The organism is Hymenobacter sp. NBH84 (assembly GCF_014217645.1).
GTDB classification, from domain to species: Bacteria; Bacteroidota; Bacteroidia; order Cytophagales; family Hymenobacteraceae; genus Hymenobacter; species Hymenobacter profundi.
Window position 1 is genome coordinate 3,666,467 of sequence record NZ_CP043644.1, and the last position, 18,984, is coordinate 3,685,450.

14 protein-coding genes and 2 tRNA genes are annotated in these 18,984 nt (G+C 54.5%); 7 read left to right on the forward strand and 9 right to left on the reverse strand.

The annotated features are described in order from the left end of the window. Window positions 1-4: 4 nt before the first annotated feature. From F1C16_RS15375 to F1C16_RS15385, 3 genes are all read right to left on the reverse strand, one after another. On the reverse strand, window positions 5-1,288 hold the full coding sequence (locus F1C16_RS15375; RefSeq protein WP_185281507.1) for an efflux RND transporter permease subunit: 1,284 nt from the start codon (window positions 1,286-1,288) through the stop codon (window positions 5-7). 87 nt (window positions 1,289-1,375) lie between these two features. Further along, on the reverse strand, window positions 1,376-1,624 hold the full coding sequence (locus F1C16_RS23075; protein WP_185284420.1) for a heavy metal-binding domain-containing protein: 249 nt from the start codon (window positions 1,622-1,624) through the stop codon (window positions 1,376-1,378). Between the two features lie 151 nt (window positions 1,625-1,775). Beyond that, window positions 1,776-2,210: a hypothetical protein gene (locus tag F1C16_RS15385; RefSeq protein ID WP_185281508.1), complete on the reverse strand. Its 435-nt coding sequence runs from the start codon at window positions 2,208-2,210 to the stop codon at window positions 1,776-1,778. A 230-nt stretch (window positions 2,211-2,440) separates the two neighbouring features. On the opposite strand from F1C16_RS15385, the gene F1C16_RS15390 reads away from it, so the two are divergent. Beyond that, window positions 2,441-3,478, forward strand: coding sequence for an LLM class flavin-dependent oxidoreductase (locus F1C16_RS15390; protein ID WP_185281509.1), 1,038 nt, complete (start codon window positions 2,441-2,443; stop codon window positions 3,476-3,478). A 64-nt stretch (window positions 3,479-3,542) separates the two neighbouring features. On the opposite strand, the gene F1C16_RS15395 is transcribed toward F1C16_RS15390, so the two are convergent. Next, a tRNA-Leu gene (locus F1C16_RS15395) sits at window positions 3,543-3,625 on the reverse strand. 82 nt (window positions 3,626-3,707) lie between these two features. Further along, window positions 3,708-3,783: transfer RNA gene (locus tag F1C16_RS15400), tRNA-Gly, on the reverse strand. A 376-nt stretch (window positions 3,784-4,159) separates the two neighbouring features. Here F1C16_RS15400 and F1C16_RS15405 point away from each other — a divergent pair. The 5 genes from F1C16_RS15405 (at window position 4,160) to F1C16_RS23080 (ending at window position 11,080) form a co-directional block, all read left to right on the forward strand. Continuing rightward, a complete protein-coding gene (locus F1C16_RS15405) occupies window positions 4,160-4,759 on the forward strand; it encodes an RNA polymerase sigma factor (RefSeq protein WP_185281510.1) in 600 nt (199 codons plus the stop codon). Between the two features lie 125 nt (window positions 4,760-4,884). Next, a complete protein-coding gene (locus F1C16_RS15410; RefSeq protein WP_185281511.1) occupies window positions 4,885-5,934 on the forward strand; it encodes a FecR family protein in 1,050 nt (349 codons plus the stop codon). Window positions 5,935-6,173: 239 nt separating this feature from the next. Then, window positions 6,174-9,353, forward strand: coding sequence for a SusC/RagA family TonB-linked outer membrane protein (locus tag F1C16_RS15415; RefSeq protein ID WP_185281512.1), 3,180 nt, complete (start codon window positions 6,174-6,176; stop codon window positions 9,351-9,353). Window positions 9,354-9,372: 19 nt separating this feature from the next. Next, window positions 9,373-10,800: a RagB/SusD family nutrient uptake outer membrane protein gene (locus F1C16_RS15420; RefSeq protein ID WP_258048931.1), complete on the forward strand. Its 1,428-nt coding sequence runs from the start codon at window positions 9,373-9,375 to the stop codon at window positions 10,798-10,800. Next, complete coding sequence (locus F1C16_RS23080) at window positions 10,787-11,080, forward strand: RagB/SusD family nutrient uptake outer membrane protein (protein WP_258048932.1); 294 nt, start codon at window positions 10,787-10,789, stop codon at window positions 11,078-11,080. Before F1C16_RS15420 ends, F1C16_RS23080 begins: the two co-directional genes overlap by 14 nt. Window positions 11,081-11,174: 94 nt before the next feature. Here the strand turns inward: F1C16_RS23080 and mutS are convergent, their stop codons facing one another. After that, window positions 11,175-13,850: a DNA mismatch repair protein MutS gene (mutS, locus tag F1C16_RS15425; RefSeq protein ID WP_185284358.1), complete on the reverse strand. Its 2,676-nt coding sequence runs from the start codon at window positions 13,848-13,850 to the stop codon at window positions 11,175-11,177. A 297-nt stretch (window positions 13,851-14,147) separates the two neighbouring features. Between mutS and F1C16_RS15430 the strand changes: the two genes are divergently transcribed. Further along, entirely contained in the window at window positions 14,148-14,675 is a 528-nt protein-coding gene (locus F1C16_RS15430; protein ID WP_185281513.1) for an RNA methyltransferase, read from the forward strand. A gap of 250 nt (window positions 14,676-14,925) precedes the next feature. Here F1C16_RS15430 and F1C16_RS15435 read toward each other — a convergent pair whose 3' ends face one another. The 3 genes from F1C16_RS15435 to F1C16_RS15445 form a co-directional block, all read right to left on the reverse strand. Further along, window positions 14,926-17,406 (reverse strand): T9SS type A sorting domain-containing protein, encoded by a 2,481-nt coding sequence (locus F1C16_RS15435; RefSeq protein ID WP_185281514.1) that lies wholly within the window; start codon window positions 17,404-17,406, stop codon window positions 14,926-14,928. A 210-nt stretch (window positions 17,407-17,616) separates the two neighbouring features. After that, entirely contained in the window at window positions 17,617-18,396 is a 780-nt protein-coding gene (locus tag F1C16_RS15440) for a TerC family protein (protein WP_258048933.1), read from the reverse strand. Window positions 18,397-18,492: 96 nt separating this feature from the next. Continuing rightward, a complete protein-coding gene (locus F1C16_RS15445; RefSeq protein ID WP_185281515.1) occupies window positions 18,493-18,981 on the reverse strand; it encodes a YajQ family cyclic di-GMP-binding protein in 489 nt (162 codons plus the stop codon). Window positions 18,982-18,984: the final 3 nt, after the last annotated feature.

Here is an 18,984-nt window from a genome sequence, read left to right on the forward strand (position 1 = left end):
AACTCTAGCCGCTTGCAGCTTCTTCTGTCTGCTGCGCTTCCGACAAATGCCGGTAGGCATTCTCAACCACCACAATGCCATCGTCCACAATCACTCCAATGGCCAGGGCTATGCCAGTGAGCGACATGATGTTGGACGACACGCCAAACGCTTCCAGCAAAATGAAGGCAATGGCAATAGACAGCGGCACTTGGATGAGGATGATGAGCGCGCTGCGGGCATGAAAGAGAAACAGCAGCACAATCAAGGACACCGTCACCATTTCCTCCACCAGCGTGCCGCGCACCGAGGCAATGGCCCGCTCAATGAGCGTACTCCGGTCGTAGGCAATGTCGAAGGTCACGCCCGGCGGCAGGCCTTTTTCTACTTCCTGCATCTTGGCTTTCACAGCTTGAATGACATTATCGGCATTCTCGCCGTAGCGCATCACTACAATGCCGCCAACAGCTTCGCCCTCGCCATTCACATCGAAGATGCCCAGGCGCAGGTCGCCGCCCATTTGCACAGTGGCCACGTCTTTGATGCGAATAGGGGTAGACCGGTAGGTGCCCACAGGCATATTCTCCACGTCCTGGATATTCTCGATGTAGCCCAGCCCCCGCACGATGTAGCCCATATCGCTCATCTCAAACTTGCGCCCGCCCACGTCGTTATTGTTCGATTTCACGGCCCGCAGCACATCGGGCAACGGAATGCGGTAGTAGTTGAGCTTGGTGGGGTCGAGGGTGATTTGGTACTGCTTCTGGAAGCCGCCAAACGAGGCCACTTCGCTCACGCCAGGCACCGTTTGCAGGGCAAACTTCACGTACCAATCCTGTAAGGCACGCTGCTCGCCCAGGTCCATACCCTTCGCTTTCAGGGTGTACCAGAGCACGTGCCCTACCCCCGTCCCATCGGGGCCGAGGGTAGGCGTCACGCCCTGGGGCAGTAAGCGCTGGGCGTAATTGAGGCGCTCCAGCACCCGCGAGCGGGCCCAGTATAGGTCTACCTCATCCTCAAAAATCAGGTACACAAAGCTCATCCCAAACATCGACGTGCCCCGGATATTCCGCACCTTCGGAATCCCCTGAAGGTTTGACACCAACGGGTAGGTCACCTGGTCCTCCAGCACCTGCGGACTACGCCCGCTCCACTCCGTAAACACAATCACCTGGTTTTCGGAGAGGTCCGGAATGGCGTCGATGGGGTTGCGGCGCAGGGCGTATACGCCCCACCCAAACAGCCCTGCTGCCAGCAGCAGCACCAGCACCCGGTTGCGCAACGAAAGCGAAATCAGCTTTTCTACCATGTTTTAAGCTGTTGGCTGATAGCTATTAGCTATCAGCTTTTTGTTGAACAGAAGCCAATAGCTAGCAGCCATCAGCCAGTGGCTATCTTATTGTTTCACTAAGGCCATACCGCACTTGGGGCAGTCGCCGGGTTTTTCGCTGGTCACTTCGGGGTGCATGGGGCACACGTAGGTTCCGGCGGTGGCGGGGGTAGCCGTGGTATCGGTTGTGGTGGTTTCCATGTTGTCGCCAGGGCCTTCGGCGCCTACCGTTACAGGCTTGTTATCAGCGCCGCAGCTGCTCACGAGGAATAGGCCAGCGGCCACGAAAGAAAGGAATGCAGATTTTATCAGCATAAGTGAAAAAGGTTGAAAGTGAATGAGAAATGTGAAAAGGGAGGCCGTACAGCGCCTACTTGCTACTACAGCGTCTTAGCGCACAAAAACGCGCTGCCGCCGCGGGCATAGCAGAGCTAAACCCACGGCGGCAGCGCGTGCGAAATCGACCTTAAATAGTCAAGGAATGGGTAAAGACCCGGATATCCGGAATCTTCGGCTTCAGGTGCCGCCGGGGCACCAAGGCTACCGGCCGGGCCTGCTCCCAGCGCACGTAGCGCGCAAATTCGAAGTTGAAGGTAGGTGGCAGCACCATCCACAGCGGCGCATCCACGCTCACATCGTGGCTGGGCGGGCCGGCTAGCGCGGCAAAAAAGGCTTTCACCGGTGTCTCGCAATCCGACTTGTCGGTGCTGCCAGACGGATGACCTGTCTTGCTCATCCCCTCGCACTGCTTGCCGGCCATCTTGGTGCAGCACGTCATCTTAGGCGCTTTCACCTCACTGCCTATCGGCGCACAGAAACACCGCCCCGCGAACATGCTGAGGAAGGCTACCAGAAAAGTAGCCGCCGTCAGGCGTCGCGTAAGGGCTGAGAGTTGGAACATAGGGTGTGCGGGGCAGTGCCCGGTACTCAACCGCAAAGATAGGTAAGCAGTTCCGGTTGTGCGGGTATGGAATTGTGCTGACGTGGTATAGCTCTTTGGCCACATCTGGCCCCGTAACGTTTCCGGCAACCGGTAGCGCCTCTTTTTTGTTGAGCAGGTACAACCTTCATGAGGCTTTGCCTGCGGTCCTATTCGGATGCCGTCCGCCAGCCTCCTTTTCCTTCCGAATTATGACAGCCGATGCTTCTTCCGTTGCTTTTTCCGTGCTGGATCTGGCGCCCATCCTTGCCGGAAGCACGCCTACCGACACATTCCGCAATAGCCTGCACCTGGCCCAGCAGGTAGAGGCCATGGGGTATACCCGCTACTGGCTTTCCGAGCACCATAATATGGTGAGCGTGGCCAGTTCCGCCCCGCCCATTCTGATAGGTCATATTGCCGGGGGTACTACCTCCCTACGGGTAGGCTCGGGCGGCATTATGCTACCCAACCATGCGCCGCTGGTAGTGGCCGAGCAAATGGGTACGCTGGCCTCGCTGTATCCGGGCCGCATCGATCTGGGCCTGGGCCGCGCCCCCGGCACCGACCAACGCACGGCCCAAGCCATTCGGGGCAGCCGCTTTGGGGCCGTGCAGGATTTTCCGCGCGATATCCAGCAGCTACAAACCTATTTCTCTGCTTCCAATAGCTCCAGCCCCGTGCGTGCCATGCCCGGCGAAGGCCTCGACATCCCGATCTACATCTTAGGCTCCAGCACCGATAGCGCCTACCTAGCAGCAGAGTTGGGCCTACCCTACGCCTTTGCCAGCCACTTTGCACCGGCACAGCTACTGCCCGCCCTGGAAATCTACCGACAGCAGTTCCGACCTTCTGCTACGCTGGCCGCACCCTACGTTATTGCCTGCGTGAACATAATAGCCGCCGACACCGATGACCAGGCCCAGTGGCTATCTACTTCCTTGCAGCGCTTTATGCTGAGCGTGGTAGCCGGCCATCCCGCCCCGCTACAACCACCCGTGAAAAACATGCAGCCCTTCTGGTCACCGGCCCAGCAGCATATGGTCGAGCAGATGTTGGCCTACTCCTTCATTGGCGGCAAAGCTACGCTACAAGCAAAGCTCCAAGAATTCGTTGACCGCACGCAAGTCAACGAGCTGATGGCCGTCTCCAATATCTTCGACCATGAAGCGCGCGTGTACTCCTACCAGTTGCTTGCCGATGCGCTTCAGATAGTGACTCGCCAGCCGCTTGACGCAGTAGCAGGTTAGGAACAGTAGAAGAAGCGACACAAAAAAGCCCTTTCATTTTTCAATGAAAGGGCTTTTTTACTAGTACCAGAGACGGGACTCGAACCCGTACGTCCGTGAAGACAAGGGATTTTAAGTCCCTCGTGGCTACCATTACACCACTCTGGCTCAAGTAGTTATACCTACCAGCAACAATACTTACTACGTGCAAACAAAAAAGACGCTGCTGGTAAAGCAACGTCTTTTTGTTTGGAGCGGGAGACGAGGTTCGAACTCGCGACCTCGACCTTGGCAAGGTCGCGCTCTACCAACTGAGCTACTCTCGCTTTTAGTCTCAACACCGTTACCGGCGTTTTGATGTGACAAAGGTAGAAGAAGAATTTCTGAAGTCAAGCGCCTGCTGTAAAAAAGCCTTCTATTTCACTGCAAAAAAGCTGTTTTCAGCTGATTTTCAAGCAGAAAAATTTTCCAAAAATGTAAAGAAGTGCTTGAAAATTCTCTCCTACTATCTGCGTATCCACACGTCGCCAATACATATCGTTATAGATATGTATTGAGTTTATGTATTCTATGCTTTCCGAATAGCCAGTATTTACAGTGTCTAAGCTGCATTTAACATTATTACTATTTTATTATAAATCAGTATATTTATCATACCACCTTATCTCTCTCTCCGTACTTTTCTCTTCCTCATCTCTATTTGTGAGTTCTCCACCTATCCGGTTTTATGCTTCTTGGACCGATGCTGCTTTATTGCAAGCAGTAGCCTTAGACAACCGGGGAGCTTTTGCTGAAGTGTATGAACGGTACTGGTACCGGGTATTCTCATTGGCTTACCGAAAGTTAAAATCGCGGGAAACGGCAGAGGAATTAGTACAGGAGTTGTTTGCCGCCCTCTGGCACAAGCGAGCCGAACAGACCATTGCACAGCTAGACCATTATTTGCTGGCAGCCATCAACCATCGGGTACTAAGCTACATTCGAGCTTATCGAGTCCGAACGCACTACGCAGCCTACTGCCATACCGTACAAATTGAGACGACGCACGAAACTGAAGAAGCGCTGGCTGCCAGTGATTTAACGGCCGCTTTCCTGCGAGGTGTAGAACTCCTGCCCGAAAAATCAAAGCAAGTGTTCCAACTGAGCCGATTGGAGCACCAATCCGTGGAGGAAATAGCAACGCATTTGGGGGTTACGTCTAAAACAGTAGAGTATCATTTGACTAAGTCGTTGAAGCTGTTACGCCTATACTTGCGGGAGTTCATGGTTATGCTGGCGCCCCTCCTGTTTTTTATTCGCTGAAAAGCAATTGTGTATACAAGCCCATACTACCTGGCGTAGTTGCTTGAAAAAAGTTTGCCTACTCTTTAGGGGTAAGCCCGAGATAGGCGTCTTACTTTTTAGACGCTTACCTCGGGCTTATTCTTATGACTGAAGCTGAATTTGAAGAGTTGCTCCAACGCTACCTCGACGGCACCAGCCGGCCCGGCGAACGAGCGTTGATAGAGCAGTGGAGCAACCAGCTTGGGGAGCCGGAGAATCTGGTCTTGCCACCCACGCAACATGAACAAGTGCGTGCCGCTATATGGCAACAGATTGAGCACCTCACGCAGGACAGCCTCAGTAATACGCCTCCGGTTAAAGAACTCCACCCTTCAACCTCCCTTTGGCGCCTGCCAGTAATGCGTTGGGTAGCGGCAGCCTTACTAGTAGTTGGGGTAGCGCTGGCAATCGTATTGCCTCAGAAATGGGAATCGGCGCCTGTACCTTCTACAATGGCCGTTGAGTGGACGCAGCACCACAACAAGGGAAAAAACATTGAGCTACTTACGCTGGCGGACGGCAGCCGCGTTACACTATCCCCAGGCAGTGGCCTGCAATACAGGGCTGGTTTAGCGGGTCCGCGCCGCGAGGTTCGGTTGCAGGGCGAAGCTTTTTTTCAGGTTGCCAAAAATCCTGATGCGCCCTTTCTGGTCTATACCGATCAGCTAGTGACGACTGTGCTGGGTACCAGCTTCCGGGTGAAAGCCTATGCAGGGCATAAGAATGAGGTAGCAGTGCACGAGGGCCGCGTATCCGTGCAACTACGCCGCGGTGCCGACCTGAGTGCCACGCCTGCGCAACCCGCTGCTGAGGGCATCATACTGCTGCCCAACCAGCGGGTAGCATATTCGGCTTTAACGCCGCGCCCGCTGCGTAAGCAGCTTGTACAAAACCCTGCAATCCTTACTCCACAGACCTTCACCTTTGATAAACAGCCTGTGAGCAAAGTATTGCAGGCGTTGGAGAAGGCGTACGGAGTTGAGATTATATATGATGAAGCCAAGCTAGTTAACTGCACCATCACCATTACTTTCTATCAGGAGTCAGAATCGCTCTACGATAGATTGGATGTGCTCAGCAAGGCGCTCGGCGCTAGCTATTCTCCTGCTGACAATGCTCGAATTTTATTCCACAGTGATGGCTGCACGCTTTAAGTTTTCGACACAACTCGCAATGGACCTTCACTTCTCTGTTGCCTCTGATTACTGCTATGCTTATCTGCTAAGCAGCACAATAGCGCGCTCACTCCCACAACTACTACAATAATTTTTTTTTACCTCTCCACCGCAATCGTTTTCTATCTATGAAAAATCGCTTACCTCTTTCGAAGCGTTTTGGATATCCTCTCCGGATACTAGCGATTCAATCTGCCTTAGCTTTTCCGCTGACTACTATGGCCACTGCTCGCCCAGCTGTGGCGCAGCAAGTGGTTCTGGAACGTCACGTTTCGTTTCAAGCGGAATCGCAAACGATTGAATCGGTGCTGAAACAGCTTGAAAAGCAACTAGACGTACACTTCGTCTATAGCCCACAGCTTATCGGCTCTAGCCGGCGGGTAACCCTGCGGGTGACAGACGAGCCATTAGAGAAGGTCCTGAATGAGTTGCTTGCTCCGCGCAAGGCGCAATTTGAGGTGCGCAAAGGCCGCGTGATTCTAAGCCACGCACCACTTGAGACTAGCGCCAGCGTCGCCGACGTACCCGTATCGGGCCGCGTAACGCAGCCTAACGGCCAGGGCCTACCCGGCGTAACGGTGGTAGTGAAAGGAACCACCACTGGAACCACCACCGATGCCGACGGCAACTTCTCGCTGACGGTGCCGCAGGGTAGTGTGCTCTCCTTCAGCTTTATCGGCTATAACCCGCAGGAAGTGACGGTGCAGGAGGCCACTACAACCTTGCGCGTTTCCTTGCAGGAAAATAGCCAGTCGCTTGACAACGTGGTAGTAGTGGGCTACGGCACCCTCGATAAAAAAGAAGTAACCAGCACGGTCACCCACATCGACAGCAAGGAGTTGCTGACTGTAGGCTCGACCAACCCGCTTACGGCGCTGCAAGGCAAAGTAGCAGGTCTTACCATCGCCAATACTTCGGCCGCCGATCCAAACACGCAGCCAAGTATTCAATTGCGTGGGGTATCGTCGCGTAATGCCGGTCTGGGACCACTCATTGTAATCAATGGCGTGCCAGGCGGTAATCTGGAAAACATCAACCAAAACGATATTGAATCCATTGATGTACTGAAGGGTGGCGCCGCTTCTGCTATTTATGGTACACGCGGCAGCAATGGTGTAATTGTGGTCACTACAAAGAAGGGCACGAAGAACAACTTGCTTGAGTACAACACTTACACAACGTTTGACTACGCTACCTTACAGCCCAAAGTACTTTCTCCTGAAGAGTTTTTAGCGCAAGAACGCGGCACGGATTATGGCGGGCAAACGAACTGGCTGAACGAAATATCCCGCAACTATGCCTTCGCGCATAAACATTCTCTTACTGCTTCGGGTGGATCCGACAATAGTAACTATCGTGCTACGATGGACTATCGCGATGCGGAGGGCATAGACGTGCGTTCGGGCCGGCAGGAGTATGGTGCGCGTCTTTCCCTGAATCACAATGCGCCCAGCAAGCTCTACTCCATCGGGCTAAACTTTGCGCCTCGCTATATTAACTCCCGCAATACTGACTATGGCAGTTATGAGCAATCCCTCACGCTGAACCCTACCATTCCGGTACGGAACCCCGACGACCCGACGCGGTACTACAACATTCAAAGCGGGTTCGATGGCCGTTTCAACCCGGCGGAGCGTCTACAAACGGAATTAGCCGGTACGGAAGGTAAAATCCTGAACTACGATGCCACCTTTAAGCTCAACATCTTACCTACATTAAACACGCAGGTAACATATGGGCAGTTCACTAGCGACTATTTCGACTTCTTCTTCCGGCCTTCTACTTCCACGTTCGCTTTACAGAACGAAGGGGGCATGAACTCTGCTCGGCGCAACTACAACCGTAGTGACCAGCGCAGCCTTGAGTGGATTGGGAATTATGCCCTTACAGTACAGGATCATTCTTTGCAGGCCTTGGCAGGGTATTCTTATCAGTACTTCGTTTCAGAAGGCAATGCCATCTACAACCGTGATTTTCCGTCCGATGCCTTCACATATAATAACATTGGCTCCGGGCTTTATGGGCAGGTAGCCGGACGTACTGATGGTAGCAGCTATAAAAACGACTCCAAGCTGATTGCCTTTTTCGGTCGTATCAATTACTCCTTCAAAGACAAATACCTTTTCTCTGCTAGCTTGCGTCGCGAGGGTTCGTCGAAGTTCGGTGCTAGCAACAAGTGGGGCAATTTCCCAGCCGTGTCTGTGGGTTGGCGCATTGGGGAAGAGTCTTTTCTGGATGGTCAGGAATGGATAAACGATTTGAAGCTGCGGGCTGACTACGGAGTGACTGGCAACCAAGATTTCGGCAACTATCTTTCGCTCAATACTTACTCTGGCTACGGTTATTATCTGCTCAATGGCACGTACTACCAAGTGTATGGACCGAACCAAAATCTCAATGCTAATTTGCGCTGGGAGGAGGCACAAAGTTTTAACGTTGGGTTGGATTTTGCCTTATTTAATAGCAAGCTTACTGGTAGCGTAAACTACTACACCCGCCGAAACAAAAACCTGTTGGGCTACTACAGGGTACCAACACCGCCTAGTACGCAGAACGAAACATATGCCAACGTAGGCACCTTAGATAACTCGGGTGTAGAAGTGCAGCTAAACGCCCCGATTATCAGCAAACCGAACTTTCAATATGCCATTTCCTTTGCTGGGGCAACAAATGGCAACCAGTTCGTTTCTTTCTCCAACGATACCTACCAGGGACAACCCTTTATTGATGTAGTAGGTCTACCTTCCCCCGGCACACCTGGCAACGCACAGCGTTTACAGGAAGGACAGCGTATTGGCTCGTTCTACATGTTGAAGTCGGCTGGTGTTGACGAGGATGGGCGCCTATTGGTGTATTCCAAGGATGGCACTATTATTCCGGGCAACCAGGCAACTCTGGACGACCGACAAGTGGTAGGCAATGGCTTACCAAAATACACATTGAGCCTAGGTAATACATTCACTTACAAGAACTTTGACGCTTCTATTTTCATTCGGAGCGTCCTGGGTTTTGATGCTTTTAATACCAGAGCTTTTTACATAGGTACGCCATCCACGCAGTCCAACGCCAACGTATTGACGTCTGCCTACGATGGCAGCAAATACTCTAAGCTCACTAACTCTGCTACCACCAATGTGCTATCAGATTACTTTTTGGAAAAGGGCGATTTTGTGAAGCTTGACAATGTGAGTGTAGGTTATACTTTCCAATTCACCTCGAAGTATGCGCGCTCATTGCGTCTGTATGCCGCGGCCAAAAACGTCCTGACGATAACAGGCTACACCGGCGGCGACCCTGATATCTTACCCATTAACGGGCTATATCCGGGCATTAATAGCAACCGCAACTACTACCCTGCCACCACGCAAGTCTTGTTTGGCCTTCAGTTCGGCCTCTAAACTCATCTTTTCGCATTCCATGAACTACTTCAAAACATACGCTGGCCTTTCGCTCGCGCTAGTGGCTGCTGGGTTGAGCGGCTGCACGGACCTGGATGAAACCCTGTACGACCGTATTACGCCGGCCAACTTTCTGCAAACTAAGAATGACGTGTACCGTGATTTTCTACGCACGTTTGAGCACGGGTACAACACAATACAAGGTTCGCCCTTTCAATTACAGGAATTGAGTGCCGATCAGCTTATGACGCCTAACCGGGAGGGAGACTGGTTTGATGGCGGGCAGTATGCACGGGCGCACTACCACACTTGGACGATACAAGAAGGATACATTAACGACACATGGAATCTGCTTAATCAGGGTGTGGTTTTGGGTACAAACTCTCTCGAGGATATTCAAGCGCTTGACCCATCTCGGTTTAATATGACTGAGGCAGAGCAAAAGCAGCTCATTGCAGAGTTGCGTGTCATGCGTGCTTGGTATAATATACGCTTGCTTGATCTGTTCCGTAATGTTCAGATTACCAAAAAGGTCCAGGGGGAATTAGCGAGCCCACCGCAGTCAACACCCCAAGAAACATTTACCTTCATCGAAACAGAGTTGAAGGAAGCAATGCCAGCCTTGCTGGCGAAGGGAGACCCTGGCACCGCGCAGTTTCAGGGACGCTGGACCAAGGCGGCCGCGGCTGCCCTACTCGGTCGCCTCTACCTGAATGCTAACGTGTACATTGGTCAAGACCGCTATGCCGATTGCGCAACTGTGTGTCAGGACATTATAAGTGGTAAGTACGGCCCTTATGCCATCGAGAGCCGCTGGGATGCCCCGTTCGACTGGAATAACGACCAATCTTCGGGAACCATCTTTGCTTTTCCGGGCTCTTTCGGCCGCTCACACTGGCAATACGAAGGCGGTATGTACTTCTGGGGGCTTCCCTACAATGTGCCCATCAACTACTTTAAGTTCACTGACTTCGGTGGGGGCAATCCGCGATATGCTTTGCAGCCGGGTCACGATGTTGAAAACAAGGAATATCCCTTTGTGCAGGGAAAGCCATTCGTAAAGTTTCAGAAGTACGCCGATGATGTGCGCCTGAAAAACTACATGAACCTGGGCAATAGCACTCGTGAGGGCATGTTTTTAAAAGGCTACCTGCTGTATAACGACGGCAAGGACACTATCAAAAGTACCCGCGGCTACACACTGTACTTGCGCGACCAAGTAGGCCTGTTCAAATACACGAAGCCGGGCCAGGTACCAGCCGATAAAACGTCGAACATGAACAATGCCGACCAAAATTCGGGCATCTTCATGGTAAAGTACCCTTTCTATCCTTCCACCGACCCCAACAAGATTGAAGCAGACTACGCCGAAATACGTCTAGCGGAAATCTACTACATGCTGGCCGAGTGTAAGTTCCGGGCGGGGCGACCCAATGGCGGCGGCTGAGCTGCTGAACAACGTGCGGCGCCGGAATTACCCTGCCGGCTCAGCCAGCCTGTACGGTTCCGGTGGGGCTGTTCTTACGGAGCAAGAGCTACTGGACGAATGGGGCCGTGAGTTTATCGGAGAAGGTCGCCGGCGCATTGACCTCATTCGCTTCGGCAAATTCAACAACAGTGCATGGTGGGACAAATCGCCAGATGGCGACGATCATACCAAGATTTACCCTATTCCGCTGAATGCGCTGAACGTGTCGCCGCAACTCAAGCAAAACCCTGGCTACTAGGTTTTCTTTCTAATCTGGTAGCCTACCCCCTTAGCGGGTAGCAAGCAAAAGCCCCTCGTACTGCACATCGTACGAGGGGCTTTTTTGCGTCTATTTACTTACTACCTGCCGCCAGCTTCAGCTCATTCAGCTTTAGCAGCGCTTCAATGGGTGTGAGCGTGTTCACATCGAGCTTCTCCAGCAGTTCGCGCAGGCGTTCCAGCGCCGGGTCGGCGGGCTCGAACATGCTGAGTTGGAGGCTGGGGCGCGGGGCGTTGTGCACGGCCGCGGCGGGTTGGGCCTTGGGGGCACGGCGGCCCGTTTCGGCGGTAGGCGGCTCGATGTCCAGGCCGGCCAGCACCTCATCGAACTCGGTGGGTGCGTCCGTGTCCAGGCCGGTGCCGGCGCGCTCCTGTTCCAGGTGGTGCATGATTTCGTTGGCGCGCAGTACTACGGCCGTGGGCATACCCGCCATACGAGCCACGTGAATGCCGAACGAGTGCTCGGAACCCCCTTCTTGCAGCTTCCGCAGAAACAGAATGCGGCCGTCGGCTTCTTTCACGGCCACATTGTAATTGCGCACGCGGGGGCAGTCGTCGGCCAGTTGGTTCAGCTCGTGGTAGTGGGTAGCAAACAGCGTTTTGGCCCGCGCTTTGGGCGAGTTGTGTAGGTGTTCCACAATGGCCCAGGCAATGCTGATGCCATCGTAGGTGCTGGTGCCGCGCCCAATTTCGTCCATCAGCACCAAACTTCTGTCCGATAGATTATTGAGAATGGACGCGGTTTCGGTCATCTCCACCATGAAGGTGCTTTCGCCCTTGCTCAGGTTGTCGGAAGCCCCTACCCTCGTAAAAATCTTGTCGATGATACCGACAGTGGCCGCATCGGCGGGCACAAAAGAGCCAATTTGCGCCAGCAGCACAATGAGGGCCGTTTGGCGCAGCAGGGCCGATTTGCCGGCCATGTTGGGGCCGGTAATCACCACAATTTGCTGGTCGTCCTGGTCGAGGCAGATGTCGTTGGGGATGTAGGCTTCGCCTACCGGTAGTTGGCGCTCAATTACGGGGTGGCGGCCGGCGCGTATGTCGAGCACGGTACCGTCGTTCACCACGGGCTTCACGTAGCGATGCTGGCGGGCTGTGTTGGCGAAGGAAGACAGGCAGTCGGTGACGCCAATAGCGCGGGCATTTTGCTGAATTTGGGACACCGACTCAGCCGCTGATAGCACCAGGTCATTGTAGAGCTGCATTTCTAGGGAAAACAGCTTTTCCTCGGCGTTCAGAATGGTTTCCTCGTAGGTTTTCAGCTCCTCCGTAATATAGCGCTCGGCATTCACCAGAGTTTGCTTGCGAATCCACTCCGTGGGCACCTTACTTTTGTGCGCGTTCGAGACTTCGAGGTAGTAGCCAAACACCTTGTTATACGCCACTTTCAGCGACGAAATACCCGTGTTGCGCTGCTCGCGCTGCTGAATGTTCAGCAGCTCATCCTTGCCCGAAAACGCAATGCGGCGCAGACGGTCAAGCTCTGGGTCTACCCCATCGTTGAGTACGTTGCCCTGGTTGATGAGCAAGGGCGCATCAACTTTGATTTTGGCTTTGATTTCGTCGCGCAGGGCCGCGCAGGGGTTCAGCTGATCGGCCAACTTTTGAAGGGCGCGCAGCCCCGAAACGGCCAGTAGTTCCCGTATCGGCTCGATGGCCTCCAAGGCGCGGGCCAGTTGTACCAGCTCGCGCGGGTTGATGCGGCGCACGGCTACCTTGGAAATCAAGCGCTCCAAGTCGTTGATCTGACGTAGGTATTGGTCTAACTCGGCCAGCAGATCAGGGTTTTGCAAGAGACCATCCACCGTATCGAGGCGGCGCTGGATTTGGGCGGGCTCCTTTAGCGGTAGGACTACCCACTTGCGCAGCAGACGGGCGCCCATGGGCGTCACGGTCTGGTCGAGGATGTCGATGAGAGGCACGCCGCCGGGGTGCTGAGCATGCACCAACTCCAGATTGCGCACCGTGAAGCGGTCGAGCCACACGTACTTGTCTTCCTCCAAGCGCCCGATGCTGCCGATGTGGCCGATGTCGGTGTGTTTGGTTTCGGCGAGGTAGTGCAGAATGCAGCCCGCCGCCGTGATGCCTTCTTTCAGATTATCAATACCATAGCCCTTGAGCGAGGCCGTGTTGAAGTGGCGCGTGAGCGTGTCGTGGGCATAGTCGAAACCAAACACCCATTCATCCAAGGCGAAGTGACAGTAGTCGGGGCCGAAGTTTTCCTCGAACTCGCGGCGGCTTTTCTTGCAGAACAGCACCTCGGCGGGCGTGAAGTTTTGCAGCAGCTTGCCGAGGTAGGCTGCATCGCCCTGGGCCACCAAAAACTCGCCGGTGCTTACGTCCAGAAAGCTGATGCCGGCCTCTTGCTTGCCGAAGTGAATAGCGCAGAGGTAGTTGTTGCGGCGACGCTCCAGCACGTTGTCGTGCATGCTTACGCCAGGCGTTACTACCTCCGTGATACCGCGCTTAACAAGTCCCTTGGCTTGCTTGGGGTCTTCTAGCTGGTCGCAGATGGCCACGCGCTGGCCGGCGCGCACCAGCTTGGGCAGGTAGGTATCGAGGGAGTGGTGAGGGAAACCGGCTAGTGGCACCTCCGAGGGCGTGCCGGCGCCACGCTTGGTCAGCACGATGTCCAGAATGCGCGAGGCATTCACGGCATCGTCGCCGAATGTTTCATAGAAGTCACCTACCCGGAAGAGAATCAGCGCGCCGGGGTGCTGCTGCTTGAGCTGGTAATACTGCTTCATCAGCGGCGTATCGGCCACGGGCGCGGGCCCAAGTGAGCCGTGCGTGCGGACAGGCTTCTTAGTAGAGTCGGCGGATTTCGTTTTCACGGGTGTGCGGGGTAGTACGAGGGTAATAGGGGTAGGCGGGGCAGGCAATCAGACCGTCATGCTGAGCTTGTCGAAGCATCTCGCGTGCTGATGTTGCGCAAGTGACTCAACGATGCGAGCGAGATGCTTCGGCAAGCTCAGCATGACGACCTTTCTGTCAATAACTCAGCAAACACGCGCCAGCCGGCGGCGTGTTCCTACCTTTGCCGAATGCGCAAACTTTCAATGGAAGAGCTGAACCGACTGACGGTGGCAGACTTCAAAAATACGCAAAAATTCCCCCTCGTCCTGGTGCTCGACAACGTGCGCAGCTTGCACAACGTGGGCGCGGCCTTCCGCACGGCCGATGCCTTTGCCGTGGAGAAAATCTGGCTTTGCGGCATCACAGGCCGCCCGCCCCAGCGCGAAATCACCAAAACGGCGCTGGGCTCCACCGAGTCGGTGACGTGGGAATATGCGCCTACCACCGTGGCGGCCGTGGAGCAGCTAAAGGCTGCTGGCTACCAGGTAGTAGCCGTGGAGCAAACCACCGAAAGCCAGCCCCTACCCGCCTTCCACCCTACCCCCGGCCAGGGCTATGCGCTGGTGATGGGCAACGAAGTCTTTGGGGTAGACGACGAAGTGCTGGCCCTCTGCGATGCGGCCGTGGAAATCCCACAATTCGGTACCAAACATTCCCTGAACGTGAGCGTGGCGGCGGGAGTGGTGTTGTGGGATTTTATTTCGAAGATGAGGTAGGTGAAGTTGTGAGTAGTGAGATGGTGAGTTGAAAAAGGGTTTGTCATCCTGAGCGGAGCGAAGGACCTTCTCACGTCAGAACGAATCGTTTGCACGACAGCTGTACTAACGACTCGTTCAACTGGTATAAGGTCCTTCGCTCCGCTCAGGATGACAGAACTGAAGTAATGACAAACAGAATCGGCTGCCCTTTTGGAGCAGCCGATTCTGTTTGTCATTCGGAGCAACGACGGGCGCGTGCAACGCGCCTCTATTTGCTCAACATCACCTTGCGGGTGGCGGTTTCGCCGTCGGCCGTTAGGCTGACGCTGTAGAAGCCGTTGGCGTAGCTGGTCAGGTCGAGGGGTAGGGTGAGCTGGCCCTTCACGGAAGTTTGCGACTTGCGCAACACCTCTTGGCCCAGCACGTTGCGCACCACTACTTCCAGAGTAGCCACCGGCTTATCGAAGCGGGTTTGCAGCGTAAACTGGCCGGCCGTAGGGTTCGGGAACAGACTTACGCCGGCACCTTGCAGCGCTTGGGCTGTGGGCGTCACGGTGTTGTCCTGAATATGCAGGTTGTCGATGGCCCAACCCCAGCCGTAGGCACCTGCATCGGCGTGCAGGTGAAAGCGGAGCTGCACCACGTCGCCGGCCTTATATTTATCCAGCAGGCTGATGGTGCGGGAAGCATAAAGGGACGGTGTACCCACAGCGGCCGAGTTGCTGCCACTTTTCGAACGGTTGTACAAATCGAGCCAGTTGGCATTGTCGCGGGCATCGTAGCCGGGGGCCAGTGGCGTCCAGGTGGTGCCATTCAGGCTGCCTTCTACCACCACATAGTCGTAAAAGTCCTCGTTGGGGAACACCGAGCCGGTTTCGCCGGGCTCCACCAGCACAATCTCATCAAAACGCACCCGTGCAATCTGCGGATCGGCCTTCACCCGAATAGGTACCAGCAACTGGTACGTGTAGTCTACGTTGTTGGCGTAGGGGTGCGTGGAGTGAATGGCGCCGTTGGTAAAATCCGTGGGCGTAGCAATGGAGAAGCCCAAGCCCACAAAGTCGATAGGCGTGGTACGCTCAAACTCGTTGGCGTACATATCGGCGGGCGGGCGTACTTCTACCACCGGCACCGCAAAGAAGCCAGTAGTGGGTAGGGTAGTGCGGTTAGACTTGGAGGAGTTATCCTGCACCACCAAGCGGTAGTTGATAACGTCGCCGGCTGCAATGGGGCCGGCAACGGTGCTGAGCGCGGCGGTGTAGGTGTTGGCTCTATTGCCGGTGCCCCTGGTCATAAGGATAGCAGGACGGGCCGTACCATTCACGTTGTATTCCAACGTAACGGATGCTACCCCGATGTTGTCCGCAGCCTGCGCCGTGATGGTATATGGCAGATTGCTGGTAAACAGGTAAGTAGGCGGCGTGTGCGTGAGCGTAGGCGCTACCACATCGGGACCCACGAAGAACGAGTAGCGGTTAGACACCGTGGAAAAGGCGTTGCGGCCGGGGGCGGTGTAGATGCGTCGGGTTTCGTTGTCGGAAGCTTCTATGTAGTAGCTCACCCGCACGTTGAGGCCAGGATTGGGAATAGTGGCAGTGTATTGGTTGGCGCTGCCGTTGGGCGTCATCGTCACCGTGGTGAGAGCACCATCGTTGAAGGAGTAGTTCAGCTTCACCGAGCCGGGCGTGATAGTGCCGTCGCTATCCACCCGAACCGTGACGGGGAAGGTGCTGGGCGTCTCCGTGTCGGTGTAAGGCGTGTGGCGCACGGCAGTATTAAACCACCCCATGTCATTGAACATACCCAGCACAATGGGGCCGGGCGAGTGAATAGCTTCACCCGAGGCAAACTCCGGCGACATCAGCGAGTTGGGGTCGCCGGAGCTATAGGTATTTTCGTCGAGGTGCGATATGCTGGAACCTGGTCTGTATAAGTCCGGAGCAGGAGCATACAAACGCGCCCGCTCTCCACTGTTAGCGGCCCGCGTCAGGGGACTATCAAAATACAAATCATTGGTAGTGAAGGCTGTGCCCAATTCCACCGAAGGATTGGCAAAGATGCGGGTGTCGGCTACGCTCAGTCCGGCACCGGTTTTCATGAAATCGGCATAGATACTAGGCGGCGTTGATAAAGCGCCTTGTTTACTAGTCACATCATAGCCTTTCGAGGTCAGAAAGCCCAAGCCATGCCCCAGTTCGTGCAGCACTACCGATACCAGATCATACTGCCCGGCAGGCGTATTGCCATCCGTGCCCAGATACCAGTTGAAGGTGCTGCCAAAGCTGGCGTTGATGTCAGCTGCCTCACCATTAATGTTTCCCCCTACTATCTTTTCCGCTAAAGCGGTAGGATACACCGAGTTGCTAATCCGCTCACCGCCGCCATTGATTGTATATAAGCTGCTGGGACCGGCAGACCCTAATACACCTTCTTCTAGTGGCTCCCAGGTGGCACTAATCCGAATGGGCACACTGGATACCAGCAACGACTGCCAGATATCAACTGCATATTGGAAAGCGGCCTGGGCCTCGGGTGTAAAGCCGGAATAGGTAACGATAATAGTAGCCTTGGTGGCCGATGGCCGATTTGCCAGAAAAGCTGCCGGCGGGAGCACCCGCGTACGCACAACCTTGGAACTGGCGTAGCAGGTATCAGGAATACCGGGGCCCGCATATTTTACCAGCTGCTGCCCAAAGGAAGGCGCCACAGTTGCCACGGCCAGGAAAGAAAGGAGTAAGAGTTTTTTCATTAACACAGATAAGAGGAGTGCTCGATACCACAACGGAGTTCCTAAATTTAGGAATCTCCGGCTGTATTACGTGATTTATTTTGGATGAAATCTAGTCTTGTACTGCCAAGTTGATTGTCCGAGAAGTCTGTTAGCCAACGGCGTATATACACAACACCCCTACCCTCCGGCCACTTGGAGAGTAGGGGTGTTATGTATGGTAGGAATGGCTTACGGCTGTTTAGCCGACTGTGCTTCTACGTCGCGCAATTCTACGGGCGGTACTTTCTTGCGGACACGCATGTTCAGCAGCTCTACCCCCAGCGAGAAGGCCATGGCGAAATACACGTAGCCCTTGGGTACTTCCTGGTGGAAGGCTTCCATGATCAGCATGGCCCCAATCATGATCAGAAACGACAGGGCCAGTATTTTGATGGTGGGGTTCTGGTTCACGAAATCGGCCACGTAGCCAGAGAAGGCCAGCATCACGCCCATGGCCAGAATCACGGCCAGGATCATCACCAATACATTGTTCACCAGGCCCACAGCTGTCAGGATGGAGTCGAACGAGAATACAATGTCGATGACGATGATCTGGAAAATCACGCGCGACAGGGTGTTGTACTTGCCCGTGCCGTGTTCCTCTTCCTCGCCCTGCAACTTGCCATGAATCTCGGTGGTGCTCTTGGCCAACAGGAAAAGGCCACCGAAGAACAGAATAATGTCCCTACCCGACACCCCGAAGTCAGGCTCTTGGAACGGCAGATCCAAATGGAACAAAGGCGTTTTCAGCCCCACAATCCACGAAATACTGAGCAGCAGTCCAATACGGAACACCAGCGCCAGCAGTAGCCCGATGGTGCGGCCGCGAGCTTGCTGCTCGCGTGGCAGCCGGTTCACGACAATAGAGATGAAGATAATATTGTCGATGCCCAGTACGATTTCCATGAACGTCAGCGTGAGCAGGCTGACCCAGGTGTGGGCTTCGGCGAAGGTGGAGAGGTCAAACACGGGGATGATGTGCTGATGAGTTGATGTGGCGATGGGTTGATTAGAACGTCCTGCTTCGACTGCGCTGCGCTTAGCAGGGCGTTCTAATCAACCTATCTACTTCATGTTCACAAATTGCAGGGGCTGGCCAATATCAGTGCGGCGCAGCAGGGCAATGACGGCTTGCAGGTCGTCGATTTTCTTGCCTGATACGCGCACTTGGTCGTCCTGCATCTGCACTTCTACCTTCAGCTTGGCGTCTTTAATGGCCTTCGTGATTTTACGGCCGGCTTCTTTGTCGATGCCAGCACGCACCTTCACGGTTTTTTTTACCAGCGCGCCGCTGGCCTGTTCCTCTTCCGAAAAGTCGAGGGACGTGCCGTCGATTCCCTGCTTCACCACGCGAGCCAGCAAGATGTCTTCCAGCGACTTCACGCGCATGGAGTTTTCGGAGCTGAGCTGGATGGTATTGGCTTTTTTGTCCAGCTCGATACCGCCTTTGGTATCGCGCAGGTCGTAGCGCGTTTGCAGTTCTTTTTTGGCCGTGTTCACCGCGTTTTCGAGTGTTTGCGGATCTACTTTGCTCACAATGTCGAAAGAAGGCATAAG